We start from the raw sequence: 26,592 nt of genomic DNA, 5'->3' as shown, positions 1-26,592 counted from the left end.
CACCATGGAGAACCCACTCGAGTCGGTGATCCGCCGGGCCCGTTCCGGCGTCACCGCCGAAGGTGTGGCCGGCCACGAGCAGTTCGCCGGGCTGCTCAGCGCGCTGCTGGGGATCACGCTGGGGGCCGAGGACATCCGGCGCCACGAGGACCCCGCGGACCTGGCCCGGCACATCGACGACCTGCGCGGCGGCCCGCCCGGCCTCACCGCCGGGGCCGGCACCGGCCCGGCGCCCGCGTCCTACGGCCAGCGGGGCATCTGGTTCATCGACCAGTACTCGCCGCGCCCGGCGGCCTACAACGCACCGTTCGTGTTCACCGTCAAAACCCCGCTGGACACCGGCGTGCTGCACGAAAGCCTGCGGGCCGTGCTGGCCCGTCACGAGATCCTGCGCACGACGTTCACCTCCGAAGACCGCGACGTCTTCCAGCACGTCGGCCCGGAGCCCACCTGCGACTTCTCGACCGTCGAACTCGGCGCCGACCGGCCGCTGGACGACGTCGTCGCCGAAGTCGTCGACACCGAGTTCGACCTGCGCCGCGGCCCGCTGGTCAAGGTGGTCTGCGCGGCCGAGCCGGACGGGCCGGTGCACGTCGTGTGCAGCATCCACCACATCGTCTTCGACGCGGCCTCGGCCGGGGTGTTCCTCACCGAGTGGTTCACCCGCTACCACGCTGCGCTCGCCGGGGACCCGTTCGACGAGGGCCCGGCCCGGCCGCAGTACCGCGACTTCGCCCGCCGCCAGCGGGAGACCGTCCGCGACGACAAGCTGAACGACCTGCTGGGGTACTGGGAAGAGCGGCTCGCCGGGCCGCTGCCGCTGCTCGACCTGCCGACGGACCGGCCGCGGCCGCTGGAGCAGTCGCACCGCGGCGACATCGTCCGGTTCGACCTCCCGCCGGCGCTGACCGAACAGGTCCGCGCGCTCGCCGCCGACGAAGGCGTCACGCTGTTCATGCTGCTGGAAGCGGCGTACGCGGCGTTCCTGCACCGGCACACCCGCCAGGACGACGTCCTCATCGGCAGCCCGGTCTCGCTGCGGGACCTGCCCGAGACGGCCGACATGCTCGGCTACTTCGTCAACATGGTCGTCTTCCGCCACGGCGTGCGCGCCGACCAGCCGCTGCGGGAGCTGTACGCACAGGCCGGCACCGAGATCACCGAAGCCCTGCGGCACAAGGACGCGCCGTTCGAGAAGGTCATCGAGCGGGTCAACCCGCCCCGCAGCCCGAGCCACGCGCCGGTCTTCCAGACCATGTTCGTGCTGCCGGACTCCGACTGGGCGGCCCTCGACCGGCTCGGCCTGGACGCCGATCTCGACCTCTACGTCAGCCGCAGCTCGAAGTACGACCTCTCGCTGATCGTCGAACAGGACGGCAGCGCGCTGCGCGGGGTGTTCGAGTACGACACGGCGTTGTTCGACCGCGAGACCGTCGAGGAGTTCGGCGACCGGTACGTCCGGCTGCTCGAAGCCCTCGTCGCGCACCCCGGCGGCACCGTCGGCGAACTGGGGCTGCTGTCCGCCGAACAAGAGCAGGAAGTTCTCGCGTGGTGCGCGCCGCCGGCGGAGGACACCACCCGCCGCCCGATCGCGGAGCTGTTCGAGTCGCAGGCCGCGGTCACGCCGGACGCGCCGGCGCTGGAGCACGGCGATCGCGTCCTGACCTACCGGGAACTCAACGGCCGCGCCAACCGGCTGGCCCGTGACCTGCGGGCGAAGGGCATCGGACGCGGTGACCGCGTCGGCATCCACGTCCCGCGGTCGCCCGAGATGATCGTCGCGCTGCTGGGGGTTCTGAAGGCGGGGGCCGCGTACGTGCCGGTCGACCCGTCCTACCCGGCCGAGCGGATCGAATACATGCTCGAGGACTCCGGCGTCGCGCTGGTACTGGAGTCGGCGGAGCCGGAAGCGACCGACGAGACCGACCTGGGGCGGCTGAAGACCGGCGACGACGAGATCTACGTGATCTACACGTCCGGGTCCACCGGACGACCCAAGGGTGTCGTGCTCACCGAGGCCACGGTCACCAACCTCGTCGAATACATGCGCCGCACCTCACCGGTCGGCGCGACCGGGCGGACGTTGCAGTACATGACGTTGTCGTTCGACGTCTCGGTTATGGAGATCCTGGGGACGCTCTGCGCCGGCGGCACGCTCGTGCTGATCGACGAAGACCTGCAGAAGGACCTGCACCGGCTCAGCGGCTTCCTGCGCGAGCACCGGATCACCCGGACCTACCTGCCGTACGTCGCCGTGCAGCAGCTGGCCGCGGTCGCCGAGGACAAGCCCTTCCCCGACCTGGTCGAGGTCGCCTCCGTCGGCGAGCAGCTGGTGATCACCCCGCAGATCCGCGAGTTCTTCGCCCGCCGGCCGGAGATCCGGTTCCTGAACATGTACGGGCCGTCCGAGACGCACCTGGCGTCCGCGCACGAGCTGTCCGGCGACCCGGCCGGCTGGCCGGAGGCGCCGTCGATCGGCGGCCCGATCGGGGGCCTGTCGATGCTGGCCCTCGACGACGGCGGCCGGCTCGTCCCGCCCGGCGTGCCGGGGGAGCTGTACCTCGGCGGCGACCTGGTCTCCCCGGGGTACCACGGTCTGCCCGAGCAGACCCGCGAACGGTTCGTGGAGACGCCGTTCGGGCGCCTCTACCGCACCGGTGACCTGGTCCGTTACGACCGGCACGGGGAGTTCGACTACCTCGGCCGAGCGGACACCCAGATCAAGATCCGCGGCTACCGCGTCGAACCGGCCGAGGTCGAGGCGGCGTTGAACGAGCTGCCCGAGGTCAGCGCGTCCGCGGTGGCCGCGGTGCCGTTCGGCGCCGGCGACCGCCGCCTGGTCGGCTACCTCGTCACCGAGCGGGAGCCCGACCCGGTGCGGGTGCGGGCGGCGCTGTCCGGGACGCTGCCGGACTACCTGGTGCCGTCCCACTTCGTGCGGCTCGCCGCCCTGCCGATCGCGCCCAGCGGCAAGATCGACCGCAAGGCACTGCCGGACCTGTTCGACCCGGGCACCACGACCGCGTCGCGGCCGCCCGAGACACCGACCGAGCAGACCGTCGCCGAGGCGTGGACCGACCTGCTGGGCACCGGCGGTGTCGGCCTCGACGAGGACTTCTTCGCCGCGGGCGGGCACTCGATCCTCGCCACCGAGCTGATGTACCGGCTGCGCAAGCGGTTCGACGTCGACGTGCCGCTGCGGGTGCTGTTCGACAACCCGACCGTCGGCGGCATGGCCGCACGCATCGACGCGCTGCGCTCCGGCGAGGACACCGGCGACCGCGTCGACCTCCGGGCCGACGTCCGGTTGCCGGACCACGTCCGCGTCGCCGAAGGCGCGCCGCGCGCCACCGCCGAGGACGTCCTGCTCACCGGGGCGACGGGCTTCCTGGGGATCCACCTGCTGCGTGAGCTGCTGGCCGAGACCACCGGCCGGGTGCACTGCCTGGTCCGGGCCGCGGACGCCGGCAGCGCGTGGGAGCGGATCGCCGCGACGGCCGACCGCTACGGCATCGGGAAGTTCCTGGACCGCGACCGCGTCACGGCCGTGGCCGGCGATCTCACCGCCGACCGGCTGGGACTGTCCGAAACGGACTACGACGACCTCGCCCACCGCGTCGGGACGATCCACCACACGGCGGCGCACATCAACTTCGTCGCGCCGTACGCCTCGGTGAAACAGGCCAATGTGGACGGCCTCGCCCGGATCGTCGAGTTCGCCGCGGCCGGGCCGGTCAAGCCGGTGCACTACACCTCCACGGTGGCGGTGTTCTCGCCGAAGCCGCGGCCCGAAGCGATCACCGAGGACGACGTCCCGGACGACGCGCAAGACCTCACGATCGGCTACACCCAGAGCAAGTGGGTCGCCGAAGAGGTCGCGCGGCTGGCCCGCGACCGCGGGGTGCCGGTGACGATCTACCGCATCGGCCGGATCGCCGGCGACAGCGAGACCGGCGCGCTGCAGTCCGAGGACTTCCTCTGGCGGCAGGTCAAGAGCTTCCTCGAACTCGGCGTCGTCCCGCCGCCCGAGGAACACGACACCGACCTCCTGCCGGTCGACTTCGTCGGGCGCGCGCTGGTCCGGCTGTCACGGGCCCGCCCGGCGGAAAACGGCACCTGGCACCTGTTCAACCCCGGCATCAAGACCTTCGACGTCGTTTACGAGGCCATTCGCGAGCTGGGTTACCCGCTGCGTGAGATCCCGGTCGCCGAATGGCGTGCCGCGCTGGCCGACGGCGACAACCCGTTGTCCGCGATGGCCCCGCTCTACCAGGAAGGGGCGCTCGACATCGGTGACAACGTCTACGGCAACGAGCGCACCGGGCGCGAGCTCGCCCGGCTGGGCCTGTGCTGGCCGGAGATCACTCCGGCCGTGTTCACGAAAATGATCGGCTATTTCCGTGAAACGGGCGAATTCACCGGCTGATCCCGGTCGCCCCCGTTCTCCCGATATCCGGCTCAAGCAAGGAATGCGTGATGAGGAAGACGCTGCCCGCACGAGCCCGGCCGGTCCTGCACCGCGCCGCCGATCAGTGCGACGAGACCCTGTCCGACTACCCCGCCGCCCAGCAACCCGACTGGCCCGACCAGGCCGAACTCGCCGGCGTCCGCGACACGCTGTCCGAGCGTGAGGACGTCGTCGGCCCCGCCGAAGTGCTGCAACTGCGGTCCCTGCTGGCCCGCGCCGCCGAAGGCGAGTTCTGCGTGCTGCAAGCGGGCGACTGCGCCGAAGACCCGGCCGACACCGGCGTCGGGGCCGTGGCCCGCAAGATCGGCATGCTCGACACGCTCGCCGAGGTGATGCGGGTCGGCTCCGGCCGCCCGGTCCTCGAAGTCGGCCGGATCGCCGGCCAGTACGCCAAACCCCGCTCGCAGAACGTCGAGAACGTCGACGGCCACGAGCTGCCCGTCTACCGCGGGCCGATCGTCAACAGCCCCGAGCCGACGTCCGAAGCCCGGCGGCCCGACCCCACCCGGATCCTGGACGCGCACGAGGCCGCGCTCGGCGTCCGCGCGTCGATCGGGCAGCTGGGCCGGGGGACCGGAGCCGAGCCGGCCGGCCGGATCTGGACCAGTCACGAGGCACTGCTGCTGGACTACGAGGTCCCGCTGGTGCGCCGGATGCCCGGCGGCCGCAGCTACCTCGCTTCGACGCACTGGCCGTGGATCGGCGAGCGCACCCGGCGCTCGGACGGCGCCCACGTGCACCTGCTGTCCACTGTGGTCAACCCGGTGGCGGCGAAGGTCAGCGCGAAGGCGCCGATCGAGGACGTGCTGAAGCTCTGCCAGCAGATCGACCCGTACCGCACACCCGGGCGGCTGACGCTGATCCCGCGGTTCGGCGCGGCCCGCATCGGCGAGCTCGCGCCGCTGGTCCGGGCGGTGCGCGACGCCGGGCACCCGGTGCTGTGGCTGTGCGACCCGATGCACGGCAACACCGTCGTCGCCGACGACGGGCTCAAGGTCCGCTGGCTCGAGGACATCATGAACGAGCTGCGCCAGTTCGTCCGGATCGTCACCGGGGAGGGCGGCGCGTGCGCCGGGCTCCACATGGAGGCCTCGCCGAGCGAGATCTCCGAGTGCCACGGCGCCGGCATCACCGCCGCCCGCGGGCCCGGCTACACGACGCTGTGCGACCCGCGGCTGAACCTCACCCAGGCCGTCGCGTTGACGGCGCACTGGCAGCCCGAGGCCGCCCACGAACTCAGGACGGAGCTGGCGTCATGACCCCCGTGACTCTCGTGACCGGCGCGGGCAGCGGCATCGGCGCCGCCACCGCGACCCTGCTCGCCGGACGCGGGCACACCCTCGCGCTGTTCGACCGCGACGAGGACGCCCTCGCCGAGGTCGCGAAGCCGTTGCTGGACGACGGCCGCAGCGTCGAGACGCACGTCGTCGACGTCACCTCGAGCACGGAGGTCGACGCCGCCGTCGAGCGCGTCGAGTCCGGCTTCGGGCCGATCGAAGGCCTGGCGAACGTCGCCGGCGTGCTGCGGATGGGCCGGGTGGCCGAGCTGACCGACGAGGACTGGAACGAGACTTTCGCGGTCAACGCGACCGGCGTGTTCCACGTCTGCCGGGCGGTTTCCCGCCGGATGGCGTCGCGGAAGAGCGGCTCGATCGTCACGGTGGCGTCGAACGCCGCGGGGGTGCCCCGCAGCCACATGGCCGCCTACGCCGCGTCGAAGTCCGCCGCGACCAGCCTGACCCACAGCCTCGGCCTGGACCTCGCGCCGCTCGGCATCCGCTGCAACGTCGTCGCGCCGGGCTCGACCGACACCCCGATGCTGCGTTCCATGTGGACGGACGACACCGGGGCCGCCGCGACGCTCGAAGGCGACTCCGGCCAGTTCCGGCTCGGCATCCCGCTGGGGCGGATCGGCGCCGCCGAGGACGTCGCCCGCAGCGTGGCGTTCCTGCTGTCGGACGAGGCCCGGCACGTCACCCTGGCCACGCTGCTCGTCGACGGCGGCGCCGCACTCGGCGCCGTCTGAGGAGGCCTGATGAGCATCACGATCGAACCGTACGACCTGCCCACCAGCGTCCCGGCCAGCACGGCGACCTGGCGGCCCCACCCGGGCCGCGCGGCCCTGCTGATCCACGACATGCAGCGCTACTTCCTCGGCTTCTACCCCGAAGACGGCGAACTGCGGCGCACGCTCGTCCGCAACGTCGTCCAGGCGCGGGAAACGGCCGACCGGCTGGGCATCCCGGTGTTCTACACCGCCCAGCCCGGCTCGATGACGCCCGAGGACCGCGGGCTGCTGCAGGACATCTGGGGCCCGGGCATGAAAGCCACGCCCGCCGACCGGCAGGTGATCGACGAGCTCACGCCGACCCCGGCCGACGTCGTCCTGACCAAGTGGCGCTACAGCGCGTTCCACCGCACCGACCTGCTCGAACGGCTGCGGGCGGCCGGGCGCGACCAGCTGATCGTCTGCGGGATCTACGCCCACGTCGGCTGCCTGATCACCGCCGTCGAGGCGTTCACGCACGACATCGAGACGTTCTTCGTCGCCGACGCGGTCGCCGACTTCGGCCCGGACCAGCACCGGCTCGCCGTCGACTACGCGGCCGCCAACTGCGCGGTCGCGACCACGACGTCGGCGCTGGTCGGCGAGCTGGAAGGCGCGGTGGTCACGTGAGTCCCCTGCCCATCCGCGCCGGCTCGCCGTACGCGATCCTGCACCGGCCCGGCAGCGGCCGCGGCGACCAGGTCGAGATCGTCTCCGGCCCGGTCCGCACGGCCGAGCGGCTGGCCGACCTGACCCTGGACGACGGGTCCTGGGAAGGCCGGGGCCGGCACACGAAGCTGGTCCTGCTCCCGTACCGGCAGCTCGCCGAGCGCGGGTACGACTGCCCGGACGACCAGGTCCCGTTGCAGGTGATGGACATCGAGTCCCAGGCGACGCTCACCGTCGCCGAGACCCTCGCGGCCCTGCCCGACGCCGTCCCGCCGCTGGAAGACCGCGCGTTCGACCTCGGTGACGACGAGTACGCCCGCACCGTCGAGCGGATCCTCGACGACGAGATCGGCGCCGGCGAGGGCGCGAACTTCGTGCTCTCGCGCAGCCTGCGCGGCCGGTTCCCCGGCTTCGACGACGACGTCGCGCGGGCGGTCTTCAAGCGCCTGCTGGGTGCGGAAGCCGGGGCGTACTGGACGTTCCTGGTCTTCACCGGCGAGCGCTACCTGCTGGGCAGCACGCCCGAGCAGCACGTCCGGCTGTTCGACCGCACGGTGACCATGAACCCGATCAGCGGCACCTACCGCTATCCGGAAGGCGGCGCCGACACCGAAGGCCTGCTCGAGTTCCTGCACGACGAGAAGGAGGCCGACGAGCTCTGCATGGTCGTCGACGAGGAACTGAAGATGATGGCCGAGCTGTGCGACCGCGGCATCCGGGTGTCCGGGCCGCGGCTGCGGCGCATGTCGCGGCTGGCGCACACCGAATACTCCCTGGAGGGCGAGACCGGGAAGCCGCTGACGGAGGTGCTGCGGCACACGCTGCTCGCGCCGACCGTCACCGGCAGCCCGCTGGTCAACGCCTGCCGGGTGATCCGCCGCTACGAGCCGAAGGGGCGCGGCTACTACAGCGGCGTCATCGGGCTCGTCGGCAGTGACGACGACGGCCGCCGCTCCCTGGACTCGGCGATCCTCATCCGCACCGCGGACATCTCGCCGGGCGGTGACGTCCGGCTGGCCGCCGGGTCGACGATCGTGCGCGAGTCGGCGCCGCTGTCGGAAGCCGCGGAGACGACGGCGAAGGTGTCGGCCGTGCTGAAGTCGCTCTCCGGCGAAGCCCGCCGGTCCGCGGCGCCGCCGCCGTCGACGTCGTCCGACGAGGTGCGCTCGGCGCTGAAAGCGCGCAACGACGGGAAGTCGCGGTTCTGGCTCGACGGCGCCCGGCCCGGCACCGGGTCCCGGGTGCGGATCACCGTCGTCGACGCCGAAGACGCGTTCACCTCGATGCTGGCCTACCAGCTCAAGTCGGTGAACTGCGACGTGACGACCGTGCCGTGGGACGCGCGGGAGCTGCCGGAGAACGACCTCGTGCTGCTCGGCCCCGGGCCGGGCGACCCCAACGACGTCGCCGGCGCGAAGGTCGGCCGGCTGCGCGCGCTGGCCGCGGACCTGCTGCGTGAAGGCCGTCCGCTGGTCGGCGTCTGCCTGGGCCACCAGGTGCTCTGCGCCGAACTCGGGCTCCCCGTCCAGCGGCTGGCGCGGCCCAACCAAGGCCGTCAGGCGCACGTGACGATCGACGGCACGCGCCGCGCGGTCGGGTTCTACAACAGCTTCGCCGCGCGTACGGCCGACGACCGCGTCGCAGTGCCCGGCCGTGCCGACGCGGAAGTCGTGCGTGGCCTCGACGACCAGGTCATCGGCCTGCGCGGGCCGGGACTGGCGACCATCCAGTTCCACGCCGAGTCGTTCCTCACCGAGGACGGCCCGGCCATCCTGCGCGACGTCGTCGACCACGCGACCACAGGAGGAGGCAACTCATGACCACCACCGCTCCGGCGTTCGACCGCGCCCGGCTGAGGGCCTTCCTCGGCCACTTCACCACCGGCGTCACCGTGGTGACCTACCGGCGCGGCGAGCAGGTGCGCGGCGCGACCGTCAACGCGTTCACGTCGGTGTCGCTGGATCCGCCGCTCGTGCTGGTCTCGCTCGACCGGCGCAGCCGCTCGGTCCAGCACCTCGACAGCGGGCCGTTCGTGGTGAACATCCTCGCCGAGGACCAGCAGGACGTCGCGATGCACTTCGCGGGCAAACCCCTCGCGGACGACGACGTGCCGTGGGTCGACCTCGACTCGCCGGTGCCGCGGCTGGGCGGCACGGTCGGGCACGTCGAGTGCACCCCGTGGCGCGCGTACGACGGCGGCGACCACGTGCTGCACGTCGGCGAGGTGACCGGCCTCGACCTGGCCGGCGGGCGGCCGCTGCTGTTCTTCGGCGGCGAGTTCCCGCGGCTGGCCGAAGACCCCGAAGCACCGCACTGGTCGTGGTCGCTGGACGACCCGATCGCGCCGCAGCCCTTTGCTGCGCCGCACCGATGGGAGGCAGGCAAGTGAGCGAGACGACGACCCGGCCGTTGACCGGGGACGAGTACCTGGAGAGCATCCGCGACGGCCGGGAGATCTGGGCGTACGGCGAGCGCGTCGACGATGTGACGAAGCATCCGGCGTTCCGCAACACCGCCCGGATGACCGCGCGGCTGTACGACGCGCTGCACGACCCGGAGAAGAAGGACGTGCTGACCACGCCGACCGACACCGGCAGTGGCGGGTTCACGCACAAGTTCTTCCGCGCCCCGAAGTCCACTCAGGACCTGATCGGTGACCGGGACGCGATCGCCGAGTGGGCCCGGATGAGTTACGGCTGGCTCGGCCGCAGCCCCGACTACAAGGCGAGCTTCCTCGCCACCCTCGGCGTCGACCCGGGCTATTACGGCGAGTTCGAGGGCAACGCGCGCCGCTGGTACGCCGAGGCGCAGGAGAAGGTCCTCTTCTGGAACCACGCGATCATCAACCCGCCGGTCGACCGGCACAAGGCGGCCGACGACGTCGGGGACGTGTTCGTGCACGTCGAAGAGGAGCGTGACGACGGCCTGGTCGTCAGCGGCGCCAAGGTCGTCGCGACCGGCTCGGCGCTGACGCACGGCAACTTCATCGCCCACTACGGGCTTCCTGTGAAGAAGCGCGAGTTCGCCCTGGTGGCGACCCTGCCGATGGACTCGCCGGGGCTGAAGCTGATCTGCCGGCCGTCGTACGCGCTGCAGGCGGACACGACGGGCAGCCCGTTCGACTACCCGCTGTCGAGCCGGCTCGACGAGAACGACACGATCTTCGTCCTGGACAAGGTGAAGATCCCCTGGGAGAACGTGTTCGTCTACGGCGACCAGGCCAAGGCGGCGACGTTCCTGTCGGCGTCCGGGTTCCTGAACCGCTCGACGTTCCACGGCGTGACGCGGCTGGCCGTGAAGCTGGACTTCCTGGCCGGGCTGCTGCTCAAGGGCGTGGACGTCACCGGCACCAAGGACTTCCGTGGCATCCAGACCCGCATCGGCGAGGTGCTGGCCTGGCGGAACATGTTCTGGGGGCTCAGTGACGCGATGGCGCTCAACCCGGACCCGTGGAAGGACGGCGCGCTGCTGCCGAAGCTCGACTACGGCATGGCCTACCGCTGGTTCATGACGATCGGCTACCCGCGGGTGCGGGAGATCATCCACCAGGACCTGGGCAGCGCGCTGATCTACCTGAACTCGCACGCCAGCGACTTCCAGAACCCGGAGCTGCGGCCCTACCTCGACAAGTACGTCCGGGGTTCGTCGGGCTACGACGCGGTGGAGCGGGTCAAGCTGATGAAGCTGATCTGGGACTCCGTCGGCACGGAGTTCGCCGGCCGCAACGAGCTCTACGAGCGGAACTTCTCGGGCAACCACGAGAACGTCCGGATCGAGATGCTCACCGCGCAGCAGGCGTCCGGGCAGGTCGACGGCTACAAGGGCTTCGCCGAGCAGTGCCTGGCCGAGTACGACCTCGACGGCTGGACCGCGCCGGACCTGATCAACCCCGATCGGCTCTGACATGAGCCACGACGTGACGGAGGGCCTCCCCGCGGTGCGGGAAGGCCCTCCTGTCGTGGTTGTCTCAGCTCTCCACGAACATCAGGCAGAACCCGTCGTGGCCGCGGCTGCCGACGGTCTGCACGGTCGTCGCGGTGACGCGCGGCTCGTCGGCCACCAGCTGGTTGAACCGCCGCACGCCCTGCACCGCCGGGTTGGGGCTGTCGGCCTCGATGACGAGCCCGTCGAGCACCACGTTGTCCACGACGATGACGCTGCCCGGGCGGGTCAGCTTCAGCGCCCAGCCGAAGTACTCCGGGATGTTCGCCTTGTCGGCGTCGATGAACACGAGGTCGAACGGCTCGCCGCCCGCCAGCTCCGGCAGGGTGTCGAGCGCCTTGCCGACGCGCAGGTCGACCACGTCGGACAGGCCGGCGTTGTCGATGTTGCGCTGCGCGACCTCGGCGAAGGACGGTTCGGCCTCCAGCGTGGTCAGCGTGCCGCCCTCCGGCAGCGCCCGGGCCAGCCAGATGGCGCTGTAGCCGCCGAACGCGCCGATCTCGAGGATGCGGCGCGCGCCGTGGGTGCGGGCGAGCAGGTGGAGGAACTTGCCCTGGTTGGGTGCCACCGCGATCTCCGGCAGCCCGGCCTCGGAGCTGGCCTTGGCCGCGAGGTCCAGGGCGGCGTCGTGCTCCACCATCAGGTTCGAGGTGTAGGTGTCGATTTTCGTCCACTGGTCTTCGCTCATGTCTCCCGATGCTACTTGAGGAAGGCGCTCGGCTATAGGGATAATGGAACTATTTTTCCCGTCAGGTTGATTTCCTGTCGGCAACCACTGTAGTCTCGGAAGAGATCGGGCGGTTGTTTTCGCCGCCGCCCCCGATGATCGATCAAGGCCACTCTCCGAGGCGCCGTCTGGGAATGCTCTCCCGGCGCCGGAAGAAAGGATGGCGACATGTCCGAGAACGCCGTGGCGACCCTCGAGTCGCCCCGCCTTGCCCCGCTCCGCGCGGCCACGTTCCACCACCTGGGGATCCAGACCGCCGATCTCGCCAACTGCGTCTCCTGGTACCAGGAGTTCTTCGGCTGCAAGGAAAACTGGGCCCTCGACGAGTTCTCCGAGCTGACCACCAGCCGGCTGCCCGGCATCGTCAAGCTCGTCGAACTGAGGGCCGGCGGCACCCGGTTCCACCTCTTCGAGCGCGCGGGCCGAGGCACTGAACCGCCCGACCCCGGCGACGCGCAATTCCAGCACATCTGCATGGAGGTCGGTTCGCCGGAAGAAATGCTCGCCTGGCAGCGGCACTGGACCCGGTTGTACGAATCCGGGCGATTTCATTTCACGCGCGACGAACCCGCGACGGAGATCGTCACCGACGACGACGGCGTGCAGAGTTTCTACGCATTCGACGTGAACGGCCTGGAATACGAGTTCACCTGGATCCCGGAGGCCGCGTCATGACCGTTCCCGTGCTCACCGGAGTCCCCGTGCGCGAGGGGTGGGACTTCGGCGACTTCCCCTACGGCCTCGAACCGCTGACCATCCCCGACGCGGGCACCGGACCCGCCGGCGACGGCCCGTGCTCCCGCTTCGCCGGGCTGTGCACCCACCTGGAGCACATCTCCCGCAGCGGGGTGCCGGGCCCGGTCGAACCCGTCGAGTCGTCCGACCGGCTGTACTGGTTCCGCTGGATCACCGGCCACCAGGTGACGTTCGTGCTGTGGCAGCTCGTCGCCCGCGAACTGGCGCTGGCCGAGCGCGGCGAGCGGGACCGCGAGGCCGCGCTGGCCTCGGCGGCGCTGTTCACCCGCGGCTTCAGCGCGATGCTGCTCTACACCAGCTCGACGCCGGTCAACGTCTACCACGAGGTGATCCGGCCGAGCATGTTCCTGCAGCACCGCGGGTTCAGCGGCACGTGGGCGCCGGACTTCGCGCCGGTCCGCGACCTCTACCGCGGCAACGGCCTGCCCGACGACGACTCGCCCGGAGTGAAGGCGCTGCGCGACGAAGTCGGCTTCTACCAGCGCGTCCACGGCGGGATCGCGGCCAAGCTGGTGCCGAGTGGCCGGTCGCTGCTGCAGGACGCGGCGGGCGCGGCCGAGGCACCGCACCCGGACGTGCTGAGTGTCGTCTACGACAATTACTTCATGACGCTGCGGGCGCCGACGTCCCTGCCGGACGTGGTGGCCCAGCTGCTGCGGCGGCTCAACGCCGTGGCGCTGGACGTCACGCAGAACGGCGTCGACGCGGTGTCCGACGCCGAGGACCCGCCCGCCGAGCTGACCAGTCCCGAGGTCCGCTCCTGTGAGGCCGGGTTCGTCGGCCTCCTCGCCGACGTCGCGGCGTGCGCCGCCGGCTCCCCGGCGGACTGAGCCGTGCGCCACGGCATCGTGTTGCTGCCCGAACAGCGCTGGTCCGCCGCGCGGGACCGCTGGCGCCGCGCCGAAGAGCTCGGGTTCGACCACGCTTGGACCTACGACCACCTGATGTGGCGCTGGCTGCGCGACGAGACCTGGTTCGGCTGCCTGCCGACGCTCACCGCCGCGGCCGGGGTGACGTCGAAGATGCGGCTCGGCTCGCTCGTCGCGACCCCGACGTTCCGCCACCCGGTGTCCTTCGCCAAGGAGCTGATGACGCTCGACGACATCTCCGACGGGCGGCTGATCTGCGGCGTCGGCTCCGGAGCCGGTGGGTACGACGAGAGCGTCTTCGGCGCGGAGCAGGAAGGCAGCCGCGCCGGGCGGTTCGCGGAGTTCCTCGAACTGACCGAACTGCTGCTGCGGCAGCCGGTGACGTCGTACGAGGGCAAGTACTACCGCTGTGACGGCGCGCGGATGGTCCCGGGCTGCGTACAGCGTCCGAGGCTGCCGTTCGCGGTCGCCGCGACCGGCCCGAAGGCGATGGGCCTGGCCGCGCGGTACGCCGAAACCTGGATCACCGCGGGCGCACCGGGCCGGTTCGACGCGCGGCGCTGGGACCTGGTCGTCCCGGAGCTGAAGGACCAGCTCCGGGCGTTCGAGGACACCTGCGCCGCGGCGGGCCGCGACCCGGCGTCGGCGGGGAAGCTGCTGGTGACCGGCGCGACCGTCGGGGGCGTGCTGGATTCCGCACAGTCCTTCCGGGACGCCTCGGGCACGTTCGCCGACCTCGGCTTCACCGACCTGGTCGTGCACTGGCCGCGGCAAGCCGAGCCCTACCGAGGGGACGAGCGGGTCCTCGACGAGCTGAACCTGGTCTGAAGGGGAGCAGCATGCCCGCGTACGAGATCGTCAACATGTTCGCCGACCACGTCTACGCCGGCAGCGCGCTCGGCGTCGTCCCACGGGCCGGTGACCTCGACACCGCGGGCATGCAGGCGCTGGCCCGCGAGATCAACCACACCGAGACGGCGTTCGTGCTGCCGCCCACCGGGACCGGCGCCGACTACCGCGTCCGCGTCTTCACCCCGGAGGCGGAGTCGCCGTTCGGCGGGCATTCGAGCGTCGGCACCGCGGTGACGCTCGCGCGGCTGGGCCTGGTGCCCGCCGGGCGGGTCGTGCAGGAGTGCGGCCCGAAGCTGCTGCCCCTGGACGTCTCCGCCGAAGCGGGCAAGATCACCGCGAAAGACCCCCTGGCCAGCGAAAAGCTCGACGCCAGGGTACTGCTCGGCGCCGTCGGCCTGCCCGCCTCCGCAGCCGGCGGCGCCGTCCCCGCGGCCTGCGGGTTCGGCCCGGCGTTCCACTTCCTGCCCGTGCGCGCCGACGCCGTCGCGGCGGCGACGCCCGACTTCGACCGGATGGCCGACGCCGATCTCGCCGACGTCCTGGTGTTCGGCTGGGACCCGGCGACGAACACCGCGCACGGCCGCCTGTTCGCGCCGGGTTACGGGATGCCCGAGGATCCGGCCTGTGCCTCGGCCGCACTCGGCCTCGGCGTCTGGCTCGTCGAAGCGGGCCGGCTCACCGGCGACGGCACCCACGACTTCACGCTGCGCCAGGGCCGCGAACAGGGCCGTCCGTCCACTTTGTATTGCTCGGTCCAGGTCACCGGCGGCCGGCCGGTGTCGGCCTCGGTGTCGGGCGCCGTGCTGCCGGCGGGGGCCGGCGAGCTCGCCGATCCGGACCGCGAGAAGGGAAGCTGACGTGCTCGACCGACCCGAACTGCTCGGCACCCGGGGTGCCGTCTCCTCCACGCACTGGCTGGGCTCCGCCGCCGGGACGGCGATGTTCGACCTGGGCGGCAACGCCTTCGACGCCGCCGTCGCCGCGGCGTTCGTCATCCAGGTCGTGGAACCCCACCTCAACGGCCCGGGCGGCGACGTCCCGATCCTGGTCCACGACGGCGCGACCGGCGAAGCCGAGGTGATCTGCGGGCAGGGCCCGATGCCGGAAGCCGCGACACCCCAGGCGTTCCGCGACCGCGGCGTCGACGCCATCCCCGGTTCGGGACTGCTCCCGGCGGTCGTCCCCGGCGCGTTCGGCGCCTGGCTGCGCCTGCTGCGCGACCGCGGCCGCCTCGACCTCGGCACGGTCCTCGCCCCGGCCATCGACTACGCCGAGCACGGGTATCCGCTGCTGCCCAAGGCAGCGGACATGATCGACGTCCTCGCGCCACTGTTCCGCGAAGAGTGGACCGGCTCCGGCGAGGTCTACCTGCCCGGTGGCCGGTCGCCGAAGCCCGGCGCACGGATCTGCAACAAGCCCCTCGCCGCGACCTACCGGCGGATCGTCGCCGAGGCCGACGCCGCCAAAGGCGGGCGCGACAACCGGATCGACGCCGCCATCACCGTGTTCTACGAAGGGTTCGTCGCCGAGACGATCGCCGACTTCCTCGCCACGGCCGAGCCGCTCGACTCCACCGGCCGCCGCAACAGCGGCCTGCTCACCGGCGACGACCTGGCGGCGTGGCGACCCACGATCGAGCAGACGGTCACCGCCGACTACCGCGGCCACACCGTGCACAAGGCGGGTCCGTGGTCGCAGGGCCCGGTGTTCCTCCAGCAGCTGGGCCTGCTCGAAGGCTTCGACCTGGCCGCGATGGACCACGGCGGCGCCGACCACCTCCACACGGTCGTCGAGAGCGCGAAACTCGCCTTCGCCGACCGTGAGGCCTTCTACGGCGACCCGGCCCACACCGACGTCCCGCTGAAGGAACTCCTGGACCCGGCGTACGCCGCCGCGCGCCGCGAACTGATCGGCAAGAAAGCGTGCGGCGAGCTGCGTCCGGGCCTGGACGGCTGGTTCCCGGAACCCCCGCTGCCCGGCGAGCCGGACGCGGACTGGCGCGCCCAGCTGGCCGACGGGATCCCGGCCGTGGTGAAGCTGACCGCCGCCAAGGGCGACACGTGCTGCATCAGCGCGTCGGACCGCGACGGCAACATGGTCGTCGCGACCCCGAGCGGCGGCTGGCTGAAAAGTTCGCCCGTCATCCCCGGTCTCGGGTTCCCGCTCGGCACGCGCGGGCAGATGGCGTTGCTGGACGAGGGGCACCCGAACACGGTCGCGCCGGGCAAGCGCCCGCGGACCACGCTGAGCCCGACCCTGGTGACCAAGGACGGGCGGCCGCACCTGGCGTTCGGTACCCCGGGCGGCGACCAGCAGGACCAGTGGACGCTGAACTTCTTCATCAGCCACGTCGACGGCGGCCTGCGCCCGCAGGCGGCCGTCGAGCAGCGGGCGTTCCACACCGACCAGGTGCCCTCGTCGTTCGCGCCGCGCTCGGCCCGCCCGAACCGCCTGGTCGTGGAGAACAGCTGCCCGCCAGAGGTGGTCGCGCAGCTGCGGGCGCGCGGCCACGACGTCACCCTCGCCCCGGACAAGTCCCTGGGCAAGGTCTGCGCGACGGGGTTCGACGGCGACCTCGTCCTGGCCGCGGCGAGCCCGCGCGGGCAGCAGGCCTACGCCGTCGCCCGCTGACTCAGGAGGTGTCCTGGTGAACTCCGTACTGGAACTGTCCCCGAGCCGGCGCGCGCTGGCCGAAGTCACCGACGAGCTGGGCCGGGGCCGGCCCGCTGTCGTCCACAACGGACGCGAGGCCGTGTTCGTCCTGCCCCTGGCCGAGGTTTCGCCGCCGGCGGTCGCGTTCCTGGTCCGGCACGGCTCGGGTCTGGTGATCGCCGCGTTGCCCCGGCGGCGGTGCGATGAGCTGGGCCTGCCGAGGATGTGGGGCGCGTTCGAGGAGCCGTCGGACTACTGCGTCACGGTCGACGCGGCCGACGGCGTCACCACGGGCATCTCGGCGACCGACCGCGCGACGACGCTCTCGCGGCTGGCCGACCCGAAGGCGGGCCCGCCGGACTTCCAGCGGCCCGGCCACATCATGACCCGCGCGACGCACCCGGACGGCGTGATCGGCCACGCCGGCTTCGCCGAAGCGGCGTCGGACCTGGCCGAACTGGCCCACTGCGGCCCGGCGGCGGGGTACACGCACATCGTCAGCCCGCTCGACCCGACACGGCTCGCCAAGCCGGGTGAGCTGGACCGGCTGCGCGGCGAGTGCCCGCTGCCGACGGTGAGCCTGGCGATGCTGCGCGGGTTCCGGACCCAGCTGGCGTCAGCCGCGTAGCCGCACGTTGAGCCGGGCCGCCTGGCGCGTGAGGTGGTCGCGCTCCGGCACGCTGGCCGCCGCCCGGGCGGCCTCGGCGTAGAGCCGGGCCGCCGTCGCGGGGTCACCGTCACGTTCGTGCAGGTACGCCGCGACAGCGGAGTAGCGCGGCAGCGCGGGGTCGAGTTCGGCCAGCGCGGCGAGGCCGGCTCGCGCCCCGTCGGCTTCGCCGACCGCGACGGCCCGGTTGAGGCGGGCCACCGGGCTGCCGGTGAGGCGCACCAGCTCGTCGTACCACTCGACGATCTGCACCCAGTCGGTCTCTTCGGCCGTCTGCGCGTCCGCGTGGAGTGCGGCGATGGCCGCCTGGGCCTGGAACTCGCCCAGGCGGTCGCCGGTCAGCGCCGTCTGGAGGATGTCGACGCCTTCGGTGATCAGGCGGGTGTTCCAGAGGCTCCGGTCCTGCTCGGCGAGCGGCACGAGGCTGCCGTCGGGCCCGGTCCGCGCCGCTCGCCGGGCGTGGTGCAGCAGCATCAGCGCGAGCAGGCCCGCGACCTCCTCGTCGTGGGTCCGGACGGCCAGCTGCCGGGTGAGCCGGATCGCCTCTGCGGCCAGGTCGACATCGCCGGAGTACCCCTCGTTGAAGACGAGGTAGAGCACCCGCAGCACCGTGGTGAAGTCCCCGGTCCGCGTGAACCGGACGCCCGAGACGGTCTTCTTGGCCCGGCTGATCCGCTGGGCCATGGTCGCTTCCGGCACCAGGTAGGCCTGCGCGATCTGCCGCGTGGTCAGGCCGCCGACCGCGCGCAGCGTCAATGCGACGGCCGACGCCGGGGTCAGGGACGGGTGCGCGCACAGGAAGTACAGCTGGAGCGTGTCGTCCACGGCCGCACCCGGCTCGGGCGCGGGCTCCTCTTCGACGCGTTCCTCGCGTTGGCGCCGGGACGTCTCGGCGCGGGTCGCGTCGAGGAACTTCCGCCACGCCACGGTGACCAGCCAGCCCTGGGGGTCGCGCGGCGGATCGTCCGGCCACCGGCCGACGGCCTCGATCAGCGCGTCCTGCACGGCGTCCTCGGCCGCCGCGAAGTCGGCGCCCCGCCGGACGAGGACGCCGATCACGGTGGGGGTGAGGGACCGCAGCAGGGCCTCGTCCACGAGCGTCACTCCGTGATGGTCGGGGGCGCGGTCAGGAACGGGCGCACCTCGAGCCACTCCTGGATCGGCTTGCCGCCGGCGCCGGGAGCGGCGGACAGCTCGCCGGCGAGCTCGAGCGCGCGTTCGTAGCTGTCGACGTCGATGATCGTCCAGCCGGCGATCAGGTCCTTGGTCTCCGCGAACGGTCCGTCGGTGACCGGCGGCCGCCCTTCGCCGTCGGACCGGACGAAGGTGCCCTCGGGGGAGAGGGGCCGGTGTTCGACGAACTCGCCGGTGGTCTCGAGCCGGTCGGCGAAGTCCTGCATGTACTGGACGTGGGCCGTCAGCTCCTCCGGCGTCCACTGGTCCATGGGGACGTCGTTGACCGAGGCGGGCGCGCCGCGGTAGTGCTTGAGCAGCAGGTATTTGGGCATGGTGAGCTCCTTCGCGAGCTATCTTGGCGGATTTCGGGTTGTCAGGCGCTCTGACGCGCGGCCCGCCGCTGGGCCAGCTCCTCGACGGCGCTCGGCAGGGTCGTCTCGAAGTCGATCAGCTTCGCCCAGGTCGGGGTGACGACGATCCGGACCATACCGTCGTAGAGCTCACGCACCTCGGCCTCCCATGCGACCCGCTGCTCGGCCGTCATCCCGTAGCTGCCGTTCATCTGCAGGTACTCCTCCGGGATGCCGTCGACGACGTCCAGCTCGACCCGGCCGCGGATGAGCAGGATCTTGGGCGGGTGCACCTCGGTGTCGATCGTCAGCGCGACCACCGGGTTGGCGCGCAGAGCGGGCAGCTTCGGGGCGTTCTTCGAGGTGCACAGGACGATCTCCGTGCCGTTCCAGGTGAACGCGATCGGGACGCTGCGCGGGGTGCCGTCCTTGGCGACGTAGGCGAGGCGGGTCAGGTCGCGGGCCAGCAGTTCCCGGCTGTACGGGCGGTTCAGGACCTCGGTGATCTCGTTCTGGTCCACGGCGGTTCCTCCTGCGGTCGGTGGCGCTTGATGTCCCTGGGACGGAGCCGGTCCCGCATTCTCGACAGCGGTCCCGGGGACGGGTCCCGATTTTTCCTGCGGCCCCGCCCGGCCGCGTCCTAGGGTGCAGAACATGACTTCCACCAGGCAGGACGGCGACACGTGGGACCTGGCCTCCGGCGTCGGCACGACGGCCACCGCGGCCGCGGCGGCCCGCGCGATCGCGACCCGCGAGGATCCTGCGCTCTTCGCCGACCCGTTCGCCGAACCGCTCGTCCGGGCGGTCGGCGTCGATCTCCTCACCCGGCTGGCGTCCGGCGAACTGCCCCCGGGTGACCTGGTCGAGCAGGTGGCGATCGACGTAGCGAAGGTACGGGGCAAGTTCTACGACGACTTCTTCCTCGACGCGGGCAGCGCGCAGGTCGTGATCCTGGCGTCGGGGCTGGATTCCCGCGCGTACCGGCTGCCCTGGCCGGCCGGGACGGTGGTGTACGAGCTGGACCAGCCGCAGGTCGCCGATTTCAAGACCCGCACCATGGCCGAGCTGGGTGCCGAGCCCACGGCCGACCGGCGCGTGGCCGCGGTCGACCTGCGTGACGACTGGCCCGCCGCCCTGCGCGACGCCGGTTTCGACCCGGCGCGGCCGACCGCGTGGAGCGCCGAAGGCCTGCTGGGCTACCTGCCGCCCGAGGCGCAGGACAGCCTGCTGGACACCATCACCGACCTCAGCGCGCCGGGAAGCCGGGTGGCCACCGAAAGCCGGCCCAACCCGAAACCGGGCGACGAGGCCAGGACGAAGGAGAGCCTGAACGGCGTCTCCGAACGCTGGCGGGCGCGTGGCTTCGACCCCGCGATGGCGAAGCAGCGGTACTTCGGTGAGCGCAACGAAGCGGCGCCCTACCTGGCCGCCCGCGGCTGGACGTTGCACGGAACCACCGTCCGCGACCTGCTCGCGGCGGTCGGCCTCCCGGCCCCGGAGGACGACGGCATGCGCTTGGGCGACCTGCTCTACGTCAGCGGCACCCTCGAGGAGAGCCAGGTGCCCTCCTCTCGCGTGGGTCGTGAGTGTTTAGGGCGGTTCTAACCGCCCTAAACACTCACGACCAGCCGCGGCAGACCCGACGACCATGCGGCCCGGCTCCCGGGCGGCCTCCTCGGCGGGGGAGCCGGGCAGGCCGACCTGCTCGCGTCCTCGCGGCATCCGGCCGGCGTCGGCGAGCGGTGGGGTCCGCTGGGAGGGGGGTCCTAGTTTTTCGAGCGCCTCTTTGCGCCCCTCCAAGCCTCACGGCTTCTCCAGGGGCATCTGAGTTCGGATATGTGACCTTATCCAAACTTACACACGTCGTCATCTATCTTTTGATTTAGAACAGCAGACTCGAGTTCTGATTAGAAGGTTTGATAGGGTCTTGGTCATGACGGAAGACGCTGGTCAAGCCCGGGTGTGCGAGTACCGCCGCTGCGGAGCTGCACTGCCACCCGCGGTGGGGCGGGGGAGCCGCGCGCGGTTCTGCCAGGACGGGAAAACCTGGGGCCGGCGGAACCTCAACTGCCGGGACGCCGAAGCCGTGCTGGCGGACGCCGAGTCCCTGCGCGAGAGCGACACCCAGCTCGACGACACCGCCGTCACGGCGCTGGCCGGACAGGTCGACCGGGTGCTCGAACCGGCCCGCGGGCTTGTCGAAACGCTGACGACGCTGCGCCACCAGCTCGACGCCACCACCACGGCCGCGCTCGCCGAGCGGGACGCCGCCCTGGCCGAGGCCGACGAGCACCGTCTCCAGCGCGGCCGGGCCGACGCCGAAGCCGCTCAGGCCCGCGAAGTCGCCGAAGACGCCGCGCAGCAGGCAGCCGTCGCCGAGAAGGACAAGACGGCCGCCGTCCGGGAGCGGGACCAGGAACGCGCCGTCCGGAAAGGGGCCGTGCAGGAGCAGCAGCGCGCCGAAGGGCAGCTGGCCGCCGTGCGGGACGAACTCGCCCGCGTCGCCGAACGGGCCGAGTCCGCCACGGCCCTCGCCGGCGAGCGGGCCACGACCATCGCCACGCTCACCGCCGAACTCGCCGCCACCCGGACCGCGCTCGAGGACGAACGAGGCCGTGGTCAGGACGCCTCCGTGCGAGCGGCAACCGCGACGGCCCGCGCGGAGGCCGCCGAAACCCGAGCGGAAGCCGTCTCACAGAAGCTCGACGCCGCACGTGAAGAGCACGCGAAGGCCCGTCAGGAAGCCGCGGACCGGGCCCAGGCCGACGCCGAACGACTCCGCGCCGGCTTCGACCAGCGGTTCGCCGAGGCGCAGCTGTCTCACGAGCAGACCGTCCGGTCCATGCACGAGACCACTACGCACCTGGGCGCCGAACTGCGCACCTGCACCGCTCGGGCCGACGCCGCCGACCACCGGTTGAGCCAGGTGCGCGTGGCCCTGAAAGACCACGAGGGCCTCGAGACACTTAAGCAGTTGCTTGACCAAGGAGCCGAGCGAGCCTAACTTAAGTACATGCTTAACCATGACGAGTCGCTGGACCTCGTGTTCCGCGCGCTGGGGGACCGGACGCGGCGGGCCCTGGTCGAGCGGCTCGTGCGCGGGCCGGCGTCGGTCAGTGAACTGGCCGCGCCGCTGCCGATGTCGCTGGCCGCCGTCGTGCAGCACCTGCAGGTGCTCGAAACGGCCGGGATCGTGCGTTCGGAGAAGGCCGGCCGGGTGCGCACCTGCCGGATCGAGCCGGCGGTGCTGCGCACCGGTGAGCACTGGCTCGGGCACCAGCGCACCGCATGGGAGGGCAAGCTCGATCGGCTCGGGGACTTCCTCGAGCCGGGCACGGAGCTCGACAAGACGGAAGGAAGCACCTCATGACCGTCACGCACAGCACGTTCACCCTGGAACGCACCTACGCCGCGACACCCGCCCGAGTGTTCGACGCCTGGGCGGACCCCGGCGCGAAGGCCCGCTGGTACGGCGGGGAAACGCACGAGCTCGACTTCCGCACCGGCGGCCGGGAAGTGACCACCGGAACCGCGCCCAACGGCACCAAGCTGGAAGCCGCCTCGACCTACCACGACATCGTCCCCGACGAGCGGATCGTCTACTCCACCACGCTGACCGGCGGCGACACCCTCGCCACCATCTCGACGACGACGATCGAACTGCTCCCCGACGGCGACGGCACCCGCCTGGTCCTCACCGAGCAGGGCACCTTCCTCGACGGCGCCGAGGAGCCCGCCTGGCGCGAGCAGGGCACCGGCGACTGGCTCGACAAGCTCGGCGAGGAGCTGAAGTGACGGCCGGCCCGAGGGCCGTGATCGAGTCCCGCGTCGCGGCGACCGCGGCGAAGGACCTCGACGTGCTCCTCGCCCACTACGCCGAGGACGTCACGCTGTTCGACGCGGTCGGTCCGTTGCGCGACACCGGTCGTGATGCGGAACGGACCCGGCTGCGGGAGTGGTTCGGCGCCTACCGGTCCCCGATCGAGCTGGACATCCGCGAACTCGAGGTGACCGCCGACGGCGACGTCGCCTTCGCCTTCGCGCACTACCTCTTCCACGTACGCGGCACGATGACCGACGGCACCGAGGTCGCCATGTGGGTGCGCTCCACCGCCGGACTCCGCCGGGACGACGACGGCGGCTGGAAGATCGTCCACGAACACAGCTCGGTCCCCTTCGACGGCGCCACCGGCGAGGCGCTCACCCGGCTCGAACCCGGTACTGCTGCGGGCTGACGCCGAATTCGCGCTTGAACGCCGCGCTGAGGGCGAACGCGCTGCCGTACCCGACCTGGTGGGCGACCGAGCCGATCGTGGCGTCCCGTTGCTGGCGCAGCAGATCCGCGGCGAGCGCGAGCCGCCAGCCGGTCAGGTAGGCCATCGGCGTCTCGCCGACCGTCGTGGCGAACCGGCGGGCCAATGCGGCGCGGGAGACGCCGGTGTTGGCGGCGAGCTTCGCGACCGTCCACGGCTCGGCGGGCTGGTGCTGCAGCAGTCGCAGCGCCTGGCCGACGATCGGGTCGTCGTGCGCGCGGTACCAGGCGGGCGCACGGGTGTCGGGCCGGTCGAACCAGGCCCGCAGCGCCGCGATCAGCAGCAGGTCCAGCAGCCGGTCGAGGACGGCTTCCTGGCCCGGGACGTCCTTGCCGATCTCCCCGGCGAGCAGTCCGACCAGCGGCGTCGGCCAGTCGGTGGCGCGCAGCACGATCAGCACCGGCAGCGCCGCGAGGAGCCGTTTGCTGAGCTCGCCTTCCATGCCGTAGGTGCCGGTCAGCAGCACGACCGGGCCGCCGGTGCCGTGGCCCCAGGTCCGGACGCCGAGGTCGGCGTAGTCGGTGAGGTGCCCGCCGTCGGGGGTGCGGCAGTCCTGCCCGGGCAGGATGATCGCCTGCGGCGGTGTCGCGGGGTGGTCGGCGACGAGGTACGGCTCCGGGCCGCGCGCGATCGCGACGTCACCTTCGCTCAGCAGGACGGCCTCGCCGGTGTCGGGCACGATCCACGCTTCGCCGCGCACGACCGAGACGACTGTCAACGGGGCCTGGTCTTCGATGCGCAGCGACCACGGCGGGGTCAGGATCGACCGCAGCAGGAACGCGCCGTGCGCGCGGGGACCGTCGAGCAGAGCGGCGAGCGGATCCATGCGCCCGAGTGTAGACGATGAAACATGCTATCGAGGCTCTGAACTATGGAGAGTCTCACTGTGGGCCGGTTGACTCACGGCCATGACAACGAACTTCCTTGTAGTGGGCGGCACCGGCAAGACCGGGCGCCGGGTGGCGGACCGGCTGCGCGAGCGTGACCTGCCGGTGCGGATCACGTCCCGGCGGGGCGCGCCGCCGTTCGACTGGGCCGACCGCGCCACCTGGGCGCCGGTGCTCAAAGGCATCGACGCCGTCTACCTGACCTACTACCCCGACCTGGTCGTGCCCGGTGCGGCCGACGACATCCGCGCGTTCACCGAGCTGGCGATCACCCAGGACGTCGAGCACCTGGTGTTGCTCTCGGGCCGCGGTGAGGAGGAAGCCGAGGCGTGCGAGCGGATCGTCGCCGCGGCCGACATCGGCTCGACCATCCTGCGGTGCAGCTGGTTCGCGCAGAACTTCAGCGAGCACTTCCTGCTCGACGCCGTCCGCAGCGGCGAGATCGTGCTTCCCGCGGCGATGGTGGTCGAGCCGTTCCTCGACGTCCGTGACATCGCCGAGGTGGCCGTGACGACGCTGACCGAGCCCGGGCACACCGGCCGGCTGTACGAGCTGACCGGCCCGCGGCTGCTGACCTTCGCCGACGCCGCCGCGGATATCTCGGCCGCGTCGGGGCGGGATGTCCGCTATGTTCCGGTTTCCGCCGAGGACTACGCGGCCGCGGCCGTCGGTTACGGCGTGCCGGCGGACGAGGTGGGCGCGCTGACCGAGTTGTTCACCCGGGTGCTCGACGGACGCAACGAGTCGGTGACGCACGACGTGGAGCGGGTGCTGGGCCGTCCGGCGACGGATTTCGCCGACTTCGCCCGGGACGCGGCGGCCACCGGGGTCTGGGCGCGATGAAGGGGAAGGTGACACCGATGTCGACTGTGGTGCTGGTGGCCGCGGTGGTCGCGGCCGGGTTGATCGCCGGGCTGTTCTACGCCTATTCGTGCTCGGTGCTGCCGGGCCTGGCGCGCGGGGACGACAAGACGTTCGTCGAGGCGATGCGCGGGATCAACGTCGCGATCGTCAACCCGGTCTTCATGCTGACGTTCCTGGGCGCGCCACTGCTGGCGGGGGTGGCGATCTTCCTCAACCCCGGGCCGCGGCCGTGGGTGATCGCGGGGTTCGGGTGCCTGGCGGTGATGCTGGTGATCACCGCGGCGCTGAACATCCCGCTCAACAACGCGCTGGCGAACGGCGGTGACGACTACGCGGCGCTGCGGGCGCAGTTCGAGACGTCGTGGGTGCGCTGGAACGTCCTGCGGACGCTGGCGAGCACGGCGGGCTTCGGCTGCCTGGTCGCCGCGGTTCTCACCCGCCGTGGCTGACGGCCTCCACGAGGGGGCACAAGTCCGTGAAGGACTCCTTACCGGCTCTTAGCGCCGGTAAGGAGTCCTTCACGGCGTTCGGGTCAGTCGGCGAGGCGGAAGAGCAGGTCGGTGACCCACTGCGCCGGGTCGGGCACTTCCAGCGGGTTGGTGCGCAGGACCTCCAGGCGACAGCCCCACTCCTCGCCGTCCGGTCCCTCAGTGCGGTCCCAGGCGACGCCTTGTTCCGAGCCCCACGTGAGTACCGACTGCGTCGCCGCGGCCAGGCTGTCGGGGGCGCCGACGTAGGTGTCGAGGACGTACTTCCCGGCCGGCAGCTCGTCGGTGAACGCCGGTTCCGCAGGGCTGAAGCCGCCCTCGATCGGGACGCCCGCCTCGACGGTGAACCGCATCCCGGGGTGGAGGACGCGGTAGCGGAAGAACGGCGCGCCGGCCAGGGCGATCCCCTGCCCGGCCAGGGTGCCGATCAGCGGCGGCAGCCGGTCGGCGATCCGCGGGAACTCCGGGATCGCGAGGGTGGCGCGCTCGGCGACGTACCGCTGGGCGGGGCGGTCCACAATGGACGGCATCAGGCGAACTCCTCCGGTGGCCGGATCGGGCGGACCTCGATACTGCCGTAGGCCGCCGCGGGGTGCTCGGCCGCGATCCGGAGGGCTTCGTCGAGGTCGTCGCAGTCGAGGACGACGTACCCGCCGATCTGCTCCTTGGCCTCGGTGAACGGGCCGTCGGTGAGCAGCACTTCCCCGTCGCGCACGCGGATCGTGGTGGCTTCCGACGGCGGGCGCAGGCCGCCTCCGCCGCGGATCTTGCCGCGGCGGTCCAGGTCTTCACCCCAGCCGTCGCAGCCGTCGTACTGGTGTTCTTCGGCGGTCTCGTCACCGCAGATCATGAGCAGGTACTGCAC

At 71.8% G+C, this 26,592-nt stretch carries 27 protein-coding genes; 20 read left to right on the top strand and 7 right to left on the bottom strand.

The features are described 5' to 3' along the window. Positions 1-4 precede the first annotated feature (4 nt). The 7 genes from OG494_RS13295 to OG494_RS13265 are packed head-to-tail and all read left to right on the top strand — an operon-like array spanning position 5 to position 11,087. A complete protein-coding gene (locus tag OG494_RS13295; protein ID WP_328455427.1) occupies positions 5-4,426 on the top strand; it encodes a non-ribosomal peptide synthetase family protein in 4,422 nt (1,473 codons plus the stop codon). 50 nt (positions 4,427-4,476) lie between these two features. Continuing rightward, on the top strand, positions 4,477-5,727 hold the full coding sequence (locus tag OG494_RS13290) for a 3-deoxy-7-phosphoheptulonate synthase (RefSeq protein ID WP_328455425.1): 1,251 nt from the start codon (positions 4,477-4,479) through the stop codon (positions 5,725-5,727). Then, positions 5,724-6,494, top strand: coding sequence for a 2,3-dihydro-2,3-dihydroxybenzoate dehydrogenase (locus OG494_RS13285; RefSeq protein WP_328455423.1), 771 nt, complete (start codon positions 5,724-5,726; stop codon positions 6,492-6,494). Before OG494_RS13290 ends, OG494_RS13285 begins: the two co-directional genes overlap by 4 nt. 9 nt (positions 6,495-6,503) lie before the next feature. Continuing rightward, complete coding sequence (locus OG494_RS13280) at positions 6,504-7,145, top strand: isochorismatase family protein (RefSeq protein ID WP_328455421.1); 642 nt, start codon at positions 6,504-6,506, stop codon at positions 7,143-7,145. Beyond that, the gene (locus tag OG494_RS13275) at positions 7,142-9,004 is read left to right on the top strand and encodes an anthranilate synthase family protein (protein ID WP_328455420.1); all 1,863 of its coding nucleotides are present in this window, start codon (positions 7,142-7,144) and stop codon (positions 9,002-9,004) included. Before OG494_RS13280 ends, OG494_RS13275 begins: the two co-directional genes overlap by 4 nt. Continuing rightward, the gene (locus OG494_RS13270) at positions 9,001-9,573 is read left to right on the top strand and encodes a flavin reductase family protein (RefSeq protein ID WP_328455419.1); all 573 of its coding nucleotides are present in this window, start codon (positions 9,001-9,003) and stop codon (positions 9,571-9,573) included. The genes OG494_RS13275 and OG494_RS13270 overlap by 4 nt, the downstream gene beginning before the upstream one ends. After that, positions 9,570-11,087: a 4-hydroxyphenylacetate 3-hydroxylase family protein gene (locus OG494_RS13265; RefSeq protein WP_328455417.1), complete on the top strand. Its 1,518-nt coding sequence runs from the start codon at positions 9,570-9,572 to the stop codon at positions 11,085-11,087. Before OG494_RS13270 ends, OG494_RS13265 begins: the two co-directional genes overlap by 4 nt. Positions 11,088-11,151: 64 nt before the next feature. Here the strand turns inward: OG494_RS13265 and OG494_RS13260 are convergent, their stop codons facing one another. Beyond that, positions 11,152-11,814 carry an O-methyltransferase gene (locus tag OG494_RS13260; RefSeq protein ID WP_328455415.1) on the bottom strand — a complete coding sequence of 221 codons (663 nt, stop codon included), beginning with the start codon at positions 11,812-11,814 and terminating at the stop codon, positions 11,152-11,154. 207 nt (positions 11,815-12,021) lie between these two features. Between OG494_RS13260 and OG494_RS13255 the strand changes: the two genes are divergently transcribed. From OG494_RS13255 to OG494_RS13230, 6 genes are read left to right on the top strand one after another with little or no spacing between them, the layout of a single operon-like run. Continuing rightward, the gene (locus tag OG494_RS13255; RefSeq protein WP_328455413.1) at positions 12,022-12,528 is read left to right on the top strand and encodes a VOC family protein; all 507 of its coding nucleotides are present in this window, start codon (positions 12,022-12,024) and stop codon (positions 12,526-12,528) included. Further along, positions 12,525-13,439, top strand: coding sequence for a hypothetical protein (locus OG494_RS13250; RefSeq protein WP_328455411.1), 915 nt, complete (start codon positions 12,525-12,527; stop codon positions 13,437-13,439). The genes OG494_RS13255 and OG494_RS13250 overlap by 4 nt, the downstream gene beginning before the upstream one ends. 3 nt (positions 13,440-13,442) lie before the next feature. Next, entirely contained in the window at positions 13,443-14,306 is an 864-nt protein-coding gene (locus tag OG494_RS13245; protein ID WP_328455409.1) for an LLM class flavin-dependent oxidoreductase, read from the top strand. A gap of 11 nt (positions 14,307-14,317) precedes the next feature. Beyond that, positions 14,318-15,187: a PhzF family phenazine biosynthesis protein gene (locus OG494_RS13240; RefSeq protein ID WP_328455407.1), complete on the top strand. Its 870-nt coding sequence runs from the start codon at positions 14,318-14,320 to the stop codon at positions 15,185-15,187. A 1-nt stretch (position 15,188) separates the two neighbouring features. Continuing rightward, complete coding sequence (locus OG494_RS13235; RefSeq protein WP_328455405.1) at positions 15,189-16,961, top strand: gamma-glutamyltransferase family protein; 1,773 nt, start codon at positions 15,189-15,191, stop codon at positions 16,959-16,961. A 16-nt stretch (positions 16,962-16,977) separates the two neighbouring features. Then, the gene (locus OG494_RS13230; RefSeq protein ID WP_328455403.1) at positions 16,978-17,610 is read left to right on the top strand and encodes a 3,4-dihydroxy-2-butanone-4-phosphate synthase; all 633 of its coding nucleotides are present in this window, start codon (positions 16,978-16,980) and stop codon (positions 17,608-17,610) included. Here OG494_RS13230 and OG494_RS13225 read toward each other — a convergent pair. The 3 genes from OG494_RS13225 to OG494_RS13215 are packed head-to-tail and all read right to left on the bottom strand — an operon-like array spanning position 17,599 to position 19,696. Continuing rightward, entirely contained in the window at positions 17,599-18,744 is a 1,146-nt protein-coding gene (locus tag OG494_RS13225) for an RNA polymerase sigma factor (RefSeq protein ID WP_328458934.1), read from the bottom strand. The genes OG494_RS13230 and OG494_RS13225 overlap by 12 nt on opposite strands. A gap of 5 nt (positions 18,745-18,749) precedes the next feature. Next, positions 18,750-19,157: a YciI family protein gene (locus OG494_RS13220; protein ID WP_328455401.1), complete on the bottom strand. Its 408-nt coding sequence runs from the start codon at positions 19,155-19,157 to the stop codon at positions 18,750-18,752. A gap of 41 nt (positions 19,158-19,198) precedes the next feature. Next, positions 19,199-19,696, bottom strand: coding sequence for a pyridoxamine 5'-phosphate oxidase family protein (locus OG494_RS13215; RefSeq protein ID WP_328455399.1), 498 nt, complete (start codon positions 19,694-19,696; stop codon positions 19,199-19,201). 133 nt (positions 19,697-19,829) lie between these two features. Between OG494_RS13215 and OG494_RS13210 the strand changes: the two genes are divergently transcribed. From OG494_RS13210 to OG494_RS13190, 5 genes are all read left to right on the top strand, one after another. Continuing rightward, positions 19,830-20,780, top strand: a complete 951-nt coding sequence (locus OG494_RS13210) for a class I SAM-dependent methyltransferase (RefSeq protein WP_328455398.1) — start codon at positions 19,830-19,832, stop codon at positions 20,778-20,780. 328 nt (positions 20,781-21,108) lie between these two features. After that, positions 21,109-22,179, top strand: coding sequence for a hypothetical protein (locus OG494_RS13205; RefSeq protein ID WP_328455397.1), 1,071 nt, complete (start codon positions 21,109-21,111; stop codon positions 22,177-22,179). A 9-nt stretch (positions 22,180-22,188) separates the two neighbouring features. After that, a complete protein-coding gene (locus tag OG494_RS13200; RefSeq protein WP_328455395.1) occupies positions 22,189-22,545 on the top strand; it encodes an ArsR/SmtB family transcription factor in 357 nt (118 codons plus the stop codon). Then, positions 22,542-22,970, top strand: a complete 429-nt coding sequence (locus OG494_RS13195) for an SRPBCC family protein (protein WP_328455392.1) — start codon at positions 22,542-22,544, stop codon at positions 22,968-22,970. The genes OG494_RS13200 and OG494_RS13195 overlap by 4 nt, the downstream gene beginning before the upstream one ends. After that, positions 22,967-23,410: a YybH family protein gene (locus tag OG494_RS13190; protein WP_328455390.1), complete on the top strand. Its 444-nt coding sequence runs from the start codon at positions 22,967-22,969 to the stop codon at positions 23,408-23,410. Before OG494_RS13195 ends, OG494_RS13190 begins: the two co-directional genes overlap by 4 nt. Here the strand turns inward: OG494_RS13190 and OG494_RS13185 are convergent. Beyond that, positions 23,376-24,314 (bottom strand): AraC family transcriptional regulator, encoded by a 939-nt coding sequence (locus OG494_RS13185; protein WP_328455388.1) that lies wholly within the window; start codon positions 24,312-24,314, stop codon positions 23,376-23,378. The two genes, OG494_RS13190 and OG494_RS13185, sit on opposite strands and share 35 nt — an antisense overlap. Positions 24,315-24,396: 82 nt before the next feature. On the opposite strand from OG494_RS13185, the gene OG494_RS13180 reads away from it, so the two are divergent. Together OG494_RS13180 and OG494_RS13175 are read left to right on the top strand one after the other, a co-directional pair. Continuing rightward, on the top strand, positions 24,397-25,218 hold the full coding sequence (locus OG494_RS13180; protein ID WP_328455386.1) for an NmrA family NAD(P)-binding protein: 822 nt from the start codon (positions 24,397-24,399) through the stop codon (positions 25,216-25,218). Between the two features lie 17 nt (positions 25,219-25,235). Further along, complete coding sequence (locus tag OG494_RS13175) at positions 25,236-25,688, top strand: anthrone oxygenase family protein (RefSeq protein WP_328455384.1); 453 nt, start codon at positions 25,236-25,238, stop codon at positions 25,686-25,688. Between the two features lie 83 nt (positions 25,689-25,771). On the opposite strand, the gene OG494_RS13170 is transcribed toward OG494_RS13175, so the two are convergent. Continuing rightward, on the bottom strand, positions 25,772-26,257 hold the full coding sequence (locus OG494_RS13170) for a GyrI-like domain-containing protein (RefSeq protein ID WP_328455382.1): 486 nt from the start codon (positions 26,255-26,257) through the stop codon (positions 25,772-25,774). Continuing rightward, entirely contained in the window at positions 26,257-26,592 is a 336-nt protein-coding gene (locus OG494_RS13165) for a YciI family protein (RefSeq protein WP_328455380.1), read from the bottom strand. Before OG494_RS13165 ends, OG494_RS13170 begins: the two co-directional genes overlap by 1 nt.

Source organism: Amycolatopsis sp. NBC_00438 (assembly GCF_036026695.1).
Taxonomy (GTDB): domain Bacteria; phylum Actinomycetota; class Actinomycetes; order Mycobacteriales; family Pseudonocardiaceae; genus Amycolatopsis.
This window is presented reverse-complemented; position numbering and strand designations above follow the sequence as displayed.

What these genes read in the sequence shown, in the direction of transcription:
- OG494_RS13250 (WP_328455411.1), top strand. Translation starts at nt 12,525, where the DNA reads ATGACCGTTCCCGTGCTCACCGGAGTCCCCGTGCGCGAGGGGTGGGAC.
- OG494_RS13170 (WP_328455382.1), bottom strand. Translation starts at nt 26,257, where the DNA reads ATGCCGTCCATTGTGGACCGCCCCGCCCAGCGGTACGTCGCCGAGCGC.
- OG494_RS13260 (WP_328455415.1), bottom strand. Translation starts at nt 11,814, where the DNA reads ATGAGCGAAGACCAGTGGACGAAAATCGACACCTACACCTCGAACCTG.
- OG494_RS13175 (WP_328455384.1), top strand. Translation starts at nt 25,236, where the DNA reads ATGTCGACTGTGGTGCTGGTGGCCGCGGTGGTCGCGGCCGGGTTGATC.
- OG494_RS13210 (WP_328455398.1), top strand. Translation starts at nt 19,830, where the DNA reads ATGACTTCCACCAGGCAGGACGGCGACACGTGGGACCTGGCCTCCGGC.
- OG494_RS13220 (WP_328455401.1), bottom strand. Translation starts at nt 19,157, where the DNA reads ATGCCCAAATACCTGCTGCTCAAGCACTACCGCGGCGCGCCCGCCTCG.
- OG494_RS13185 (WP_328455388.1), bottom strand. Translation starts at nt 24,314, where the DNA reads ATGGATCCGCTCGCCGCTCTGCTCGACGGTCCCCGCGCGCACGGCGCG.
- OG494_RS13270 (WP_328455419.1), top strand. Translation starts at nt 9,001, where the DNA reads ATGACCACCACCGCTCCGGCGTTCGACCGCGCCCGGCTGAGGGCCTTC.
- OG494_RS13205 (WP_328455397.1), top strand. Translation starts at nt 21,109, where the DNA reads ATGACGGAAGACGCTGGTCAAGCCCGGGTGTGCGAGTACCGCCGCTGC.
- OG494_RS13180 (WP_328455386.1), top strand. Translation starts at nt 24,397, where the DNA reads ATGACAACGAACTTCCTTGTAGTGGGCGGCACCGGCAAGACCGGGCGC.
- OG494_RS13290 (WP_328455425.1), top strand. Translation starts at nt 4,477, where the DNA reads ATGAGGAAGACGCTGCCCGCACGAGCCCGGCCGGTCCTGCACCGCGCC.
- OG494_RS13200 (WP_328455395.1), top strand. Translation starts at nt 22,189, where the DNA reads ATGCTTAACCATGACGAGTCGCTGGACCTCGTGTTCCGCGCGCTGGGG.
- OG494_RS13285 (WP_328455423.1), top strand. Translation starts at nt 5,724, where the DNA reads ATGACCCCCGTGACTCTCGTGACCGGCGCGGGCAGCGGCATCGGCGCC.
- OG494_RS13240 (WP_328455407.1), top strand. Translation starts at nt 14,318, where the DNA reads ATGCCCGCGTACGAGATCGTCAACATGTTCGCCGACCACGTCTACGCC.
- OG494_RS13255 (WP_328455413.1), top strand. Translation starts at nt 12,022, where the DNA reads ATGTCCGAGAACGCCGTGGCGACCCTCGAGTCGCCCCGCCTTGCCCCG.
- OG494_RS13280 (WP_328455421.1), top strand. Translation starts at nt 6,504, where the DNA reads ATGAGCATCACGATCGAACCGTACGACCTGCCCACCAGCGTCCCGGCC.
- OG494_RS13195 (WP_328455392.1), top strand. Translation starts at nt 22,542, where the DNA reads ATGACCGTCACGCACAGCACGTTCACCCTGGAACGCACCTACGCCGCG.
- OG494_RS13295 (WP_328455427.1), top strand. Translation starts at nt 5, where the DNA reads ATGGAGAACCCACTCGAGTCGGTGATCCGCCGGGCCCGTTCCGGCGTC.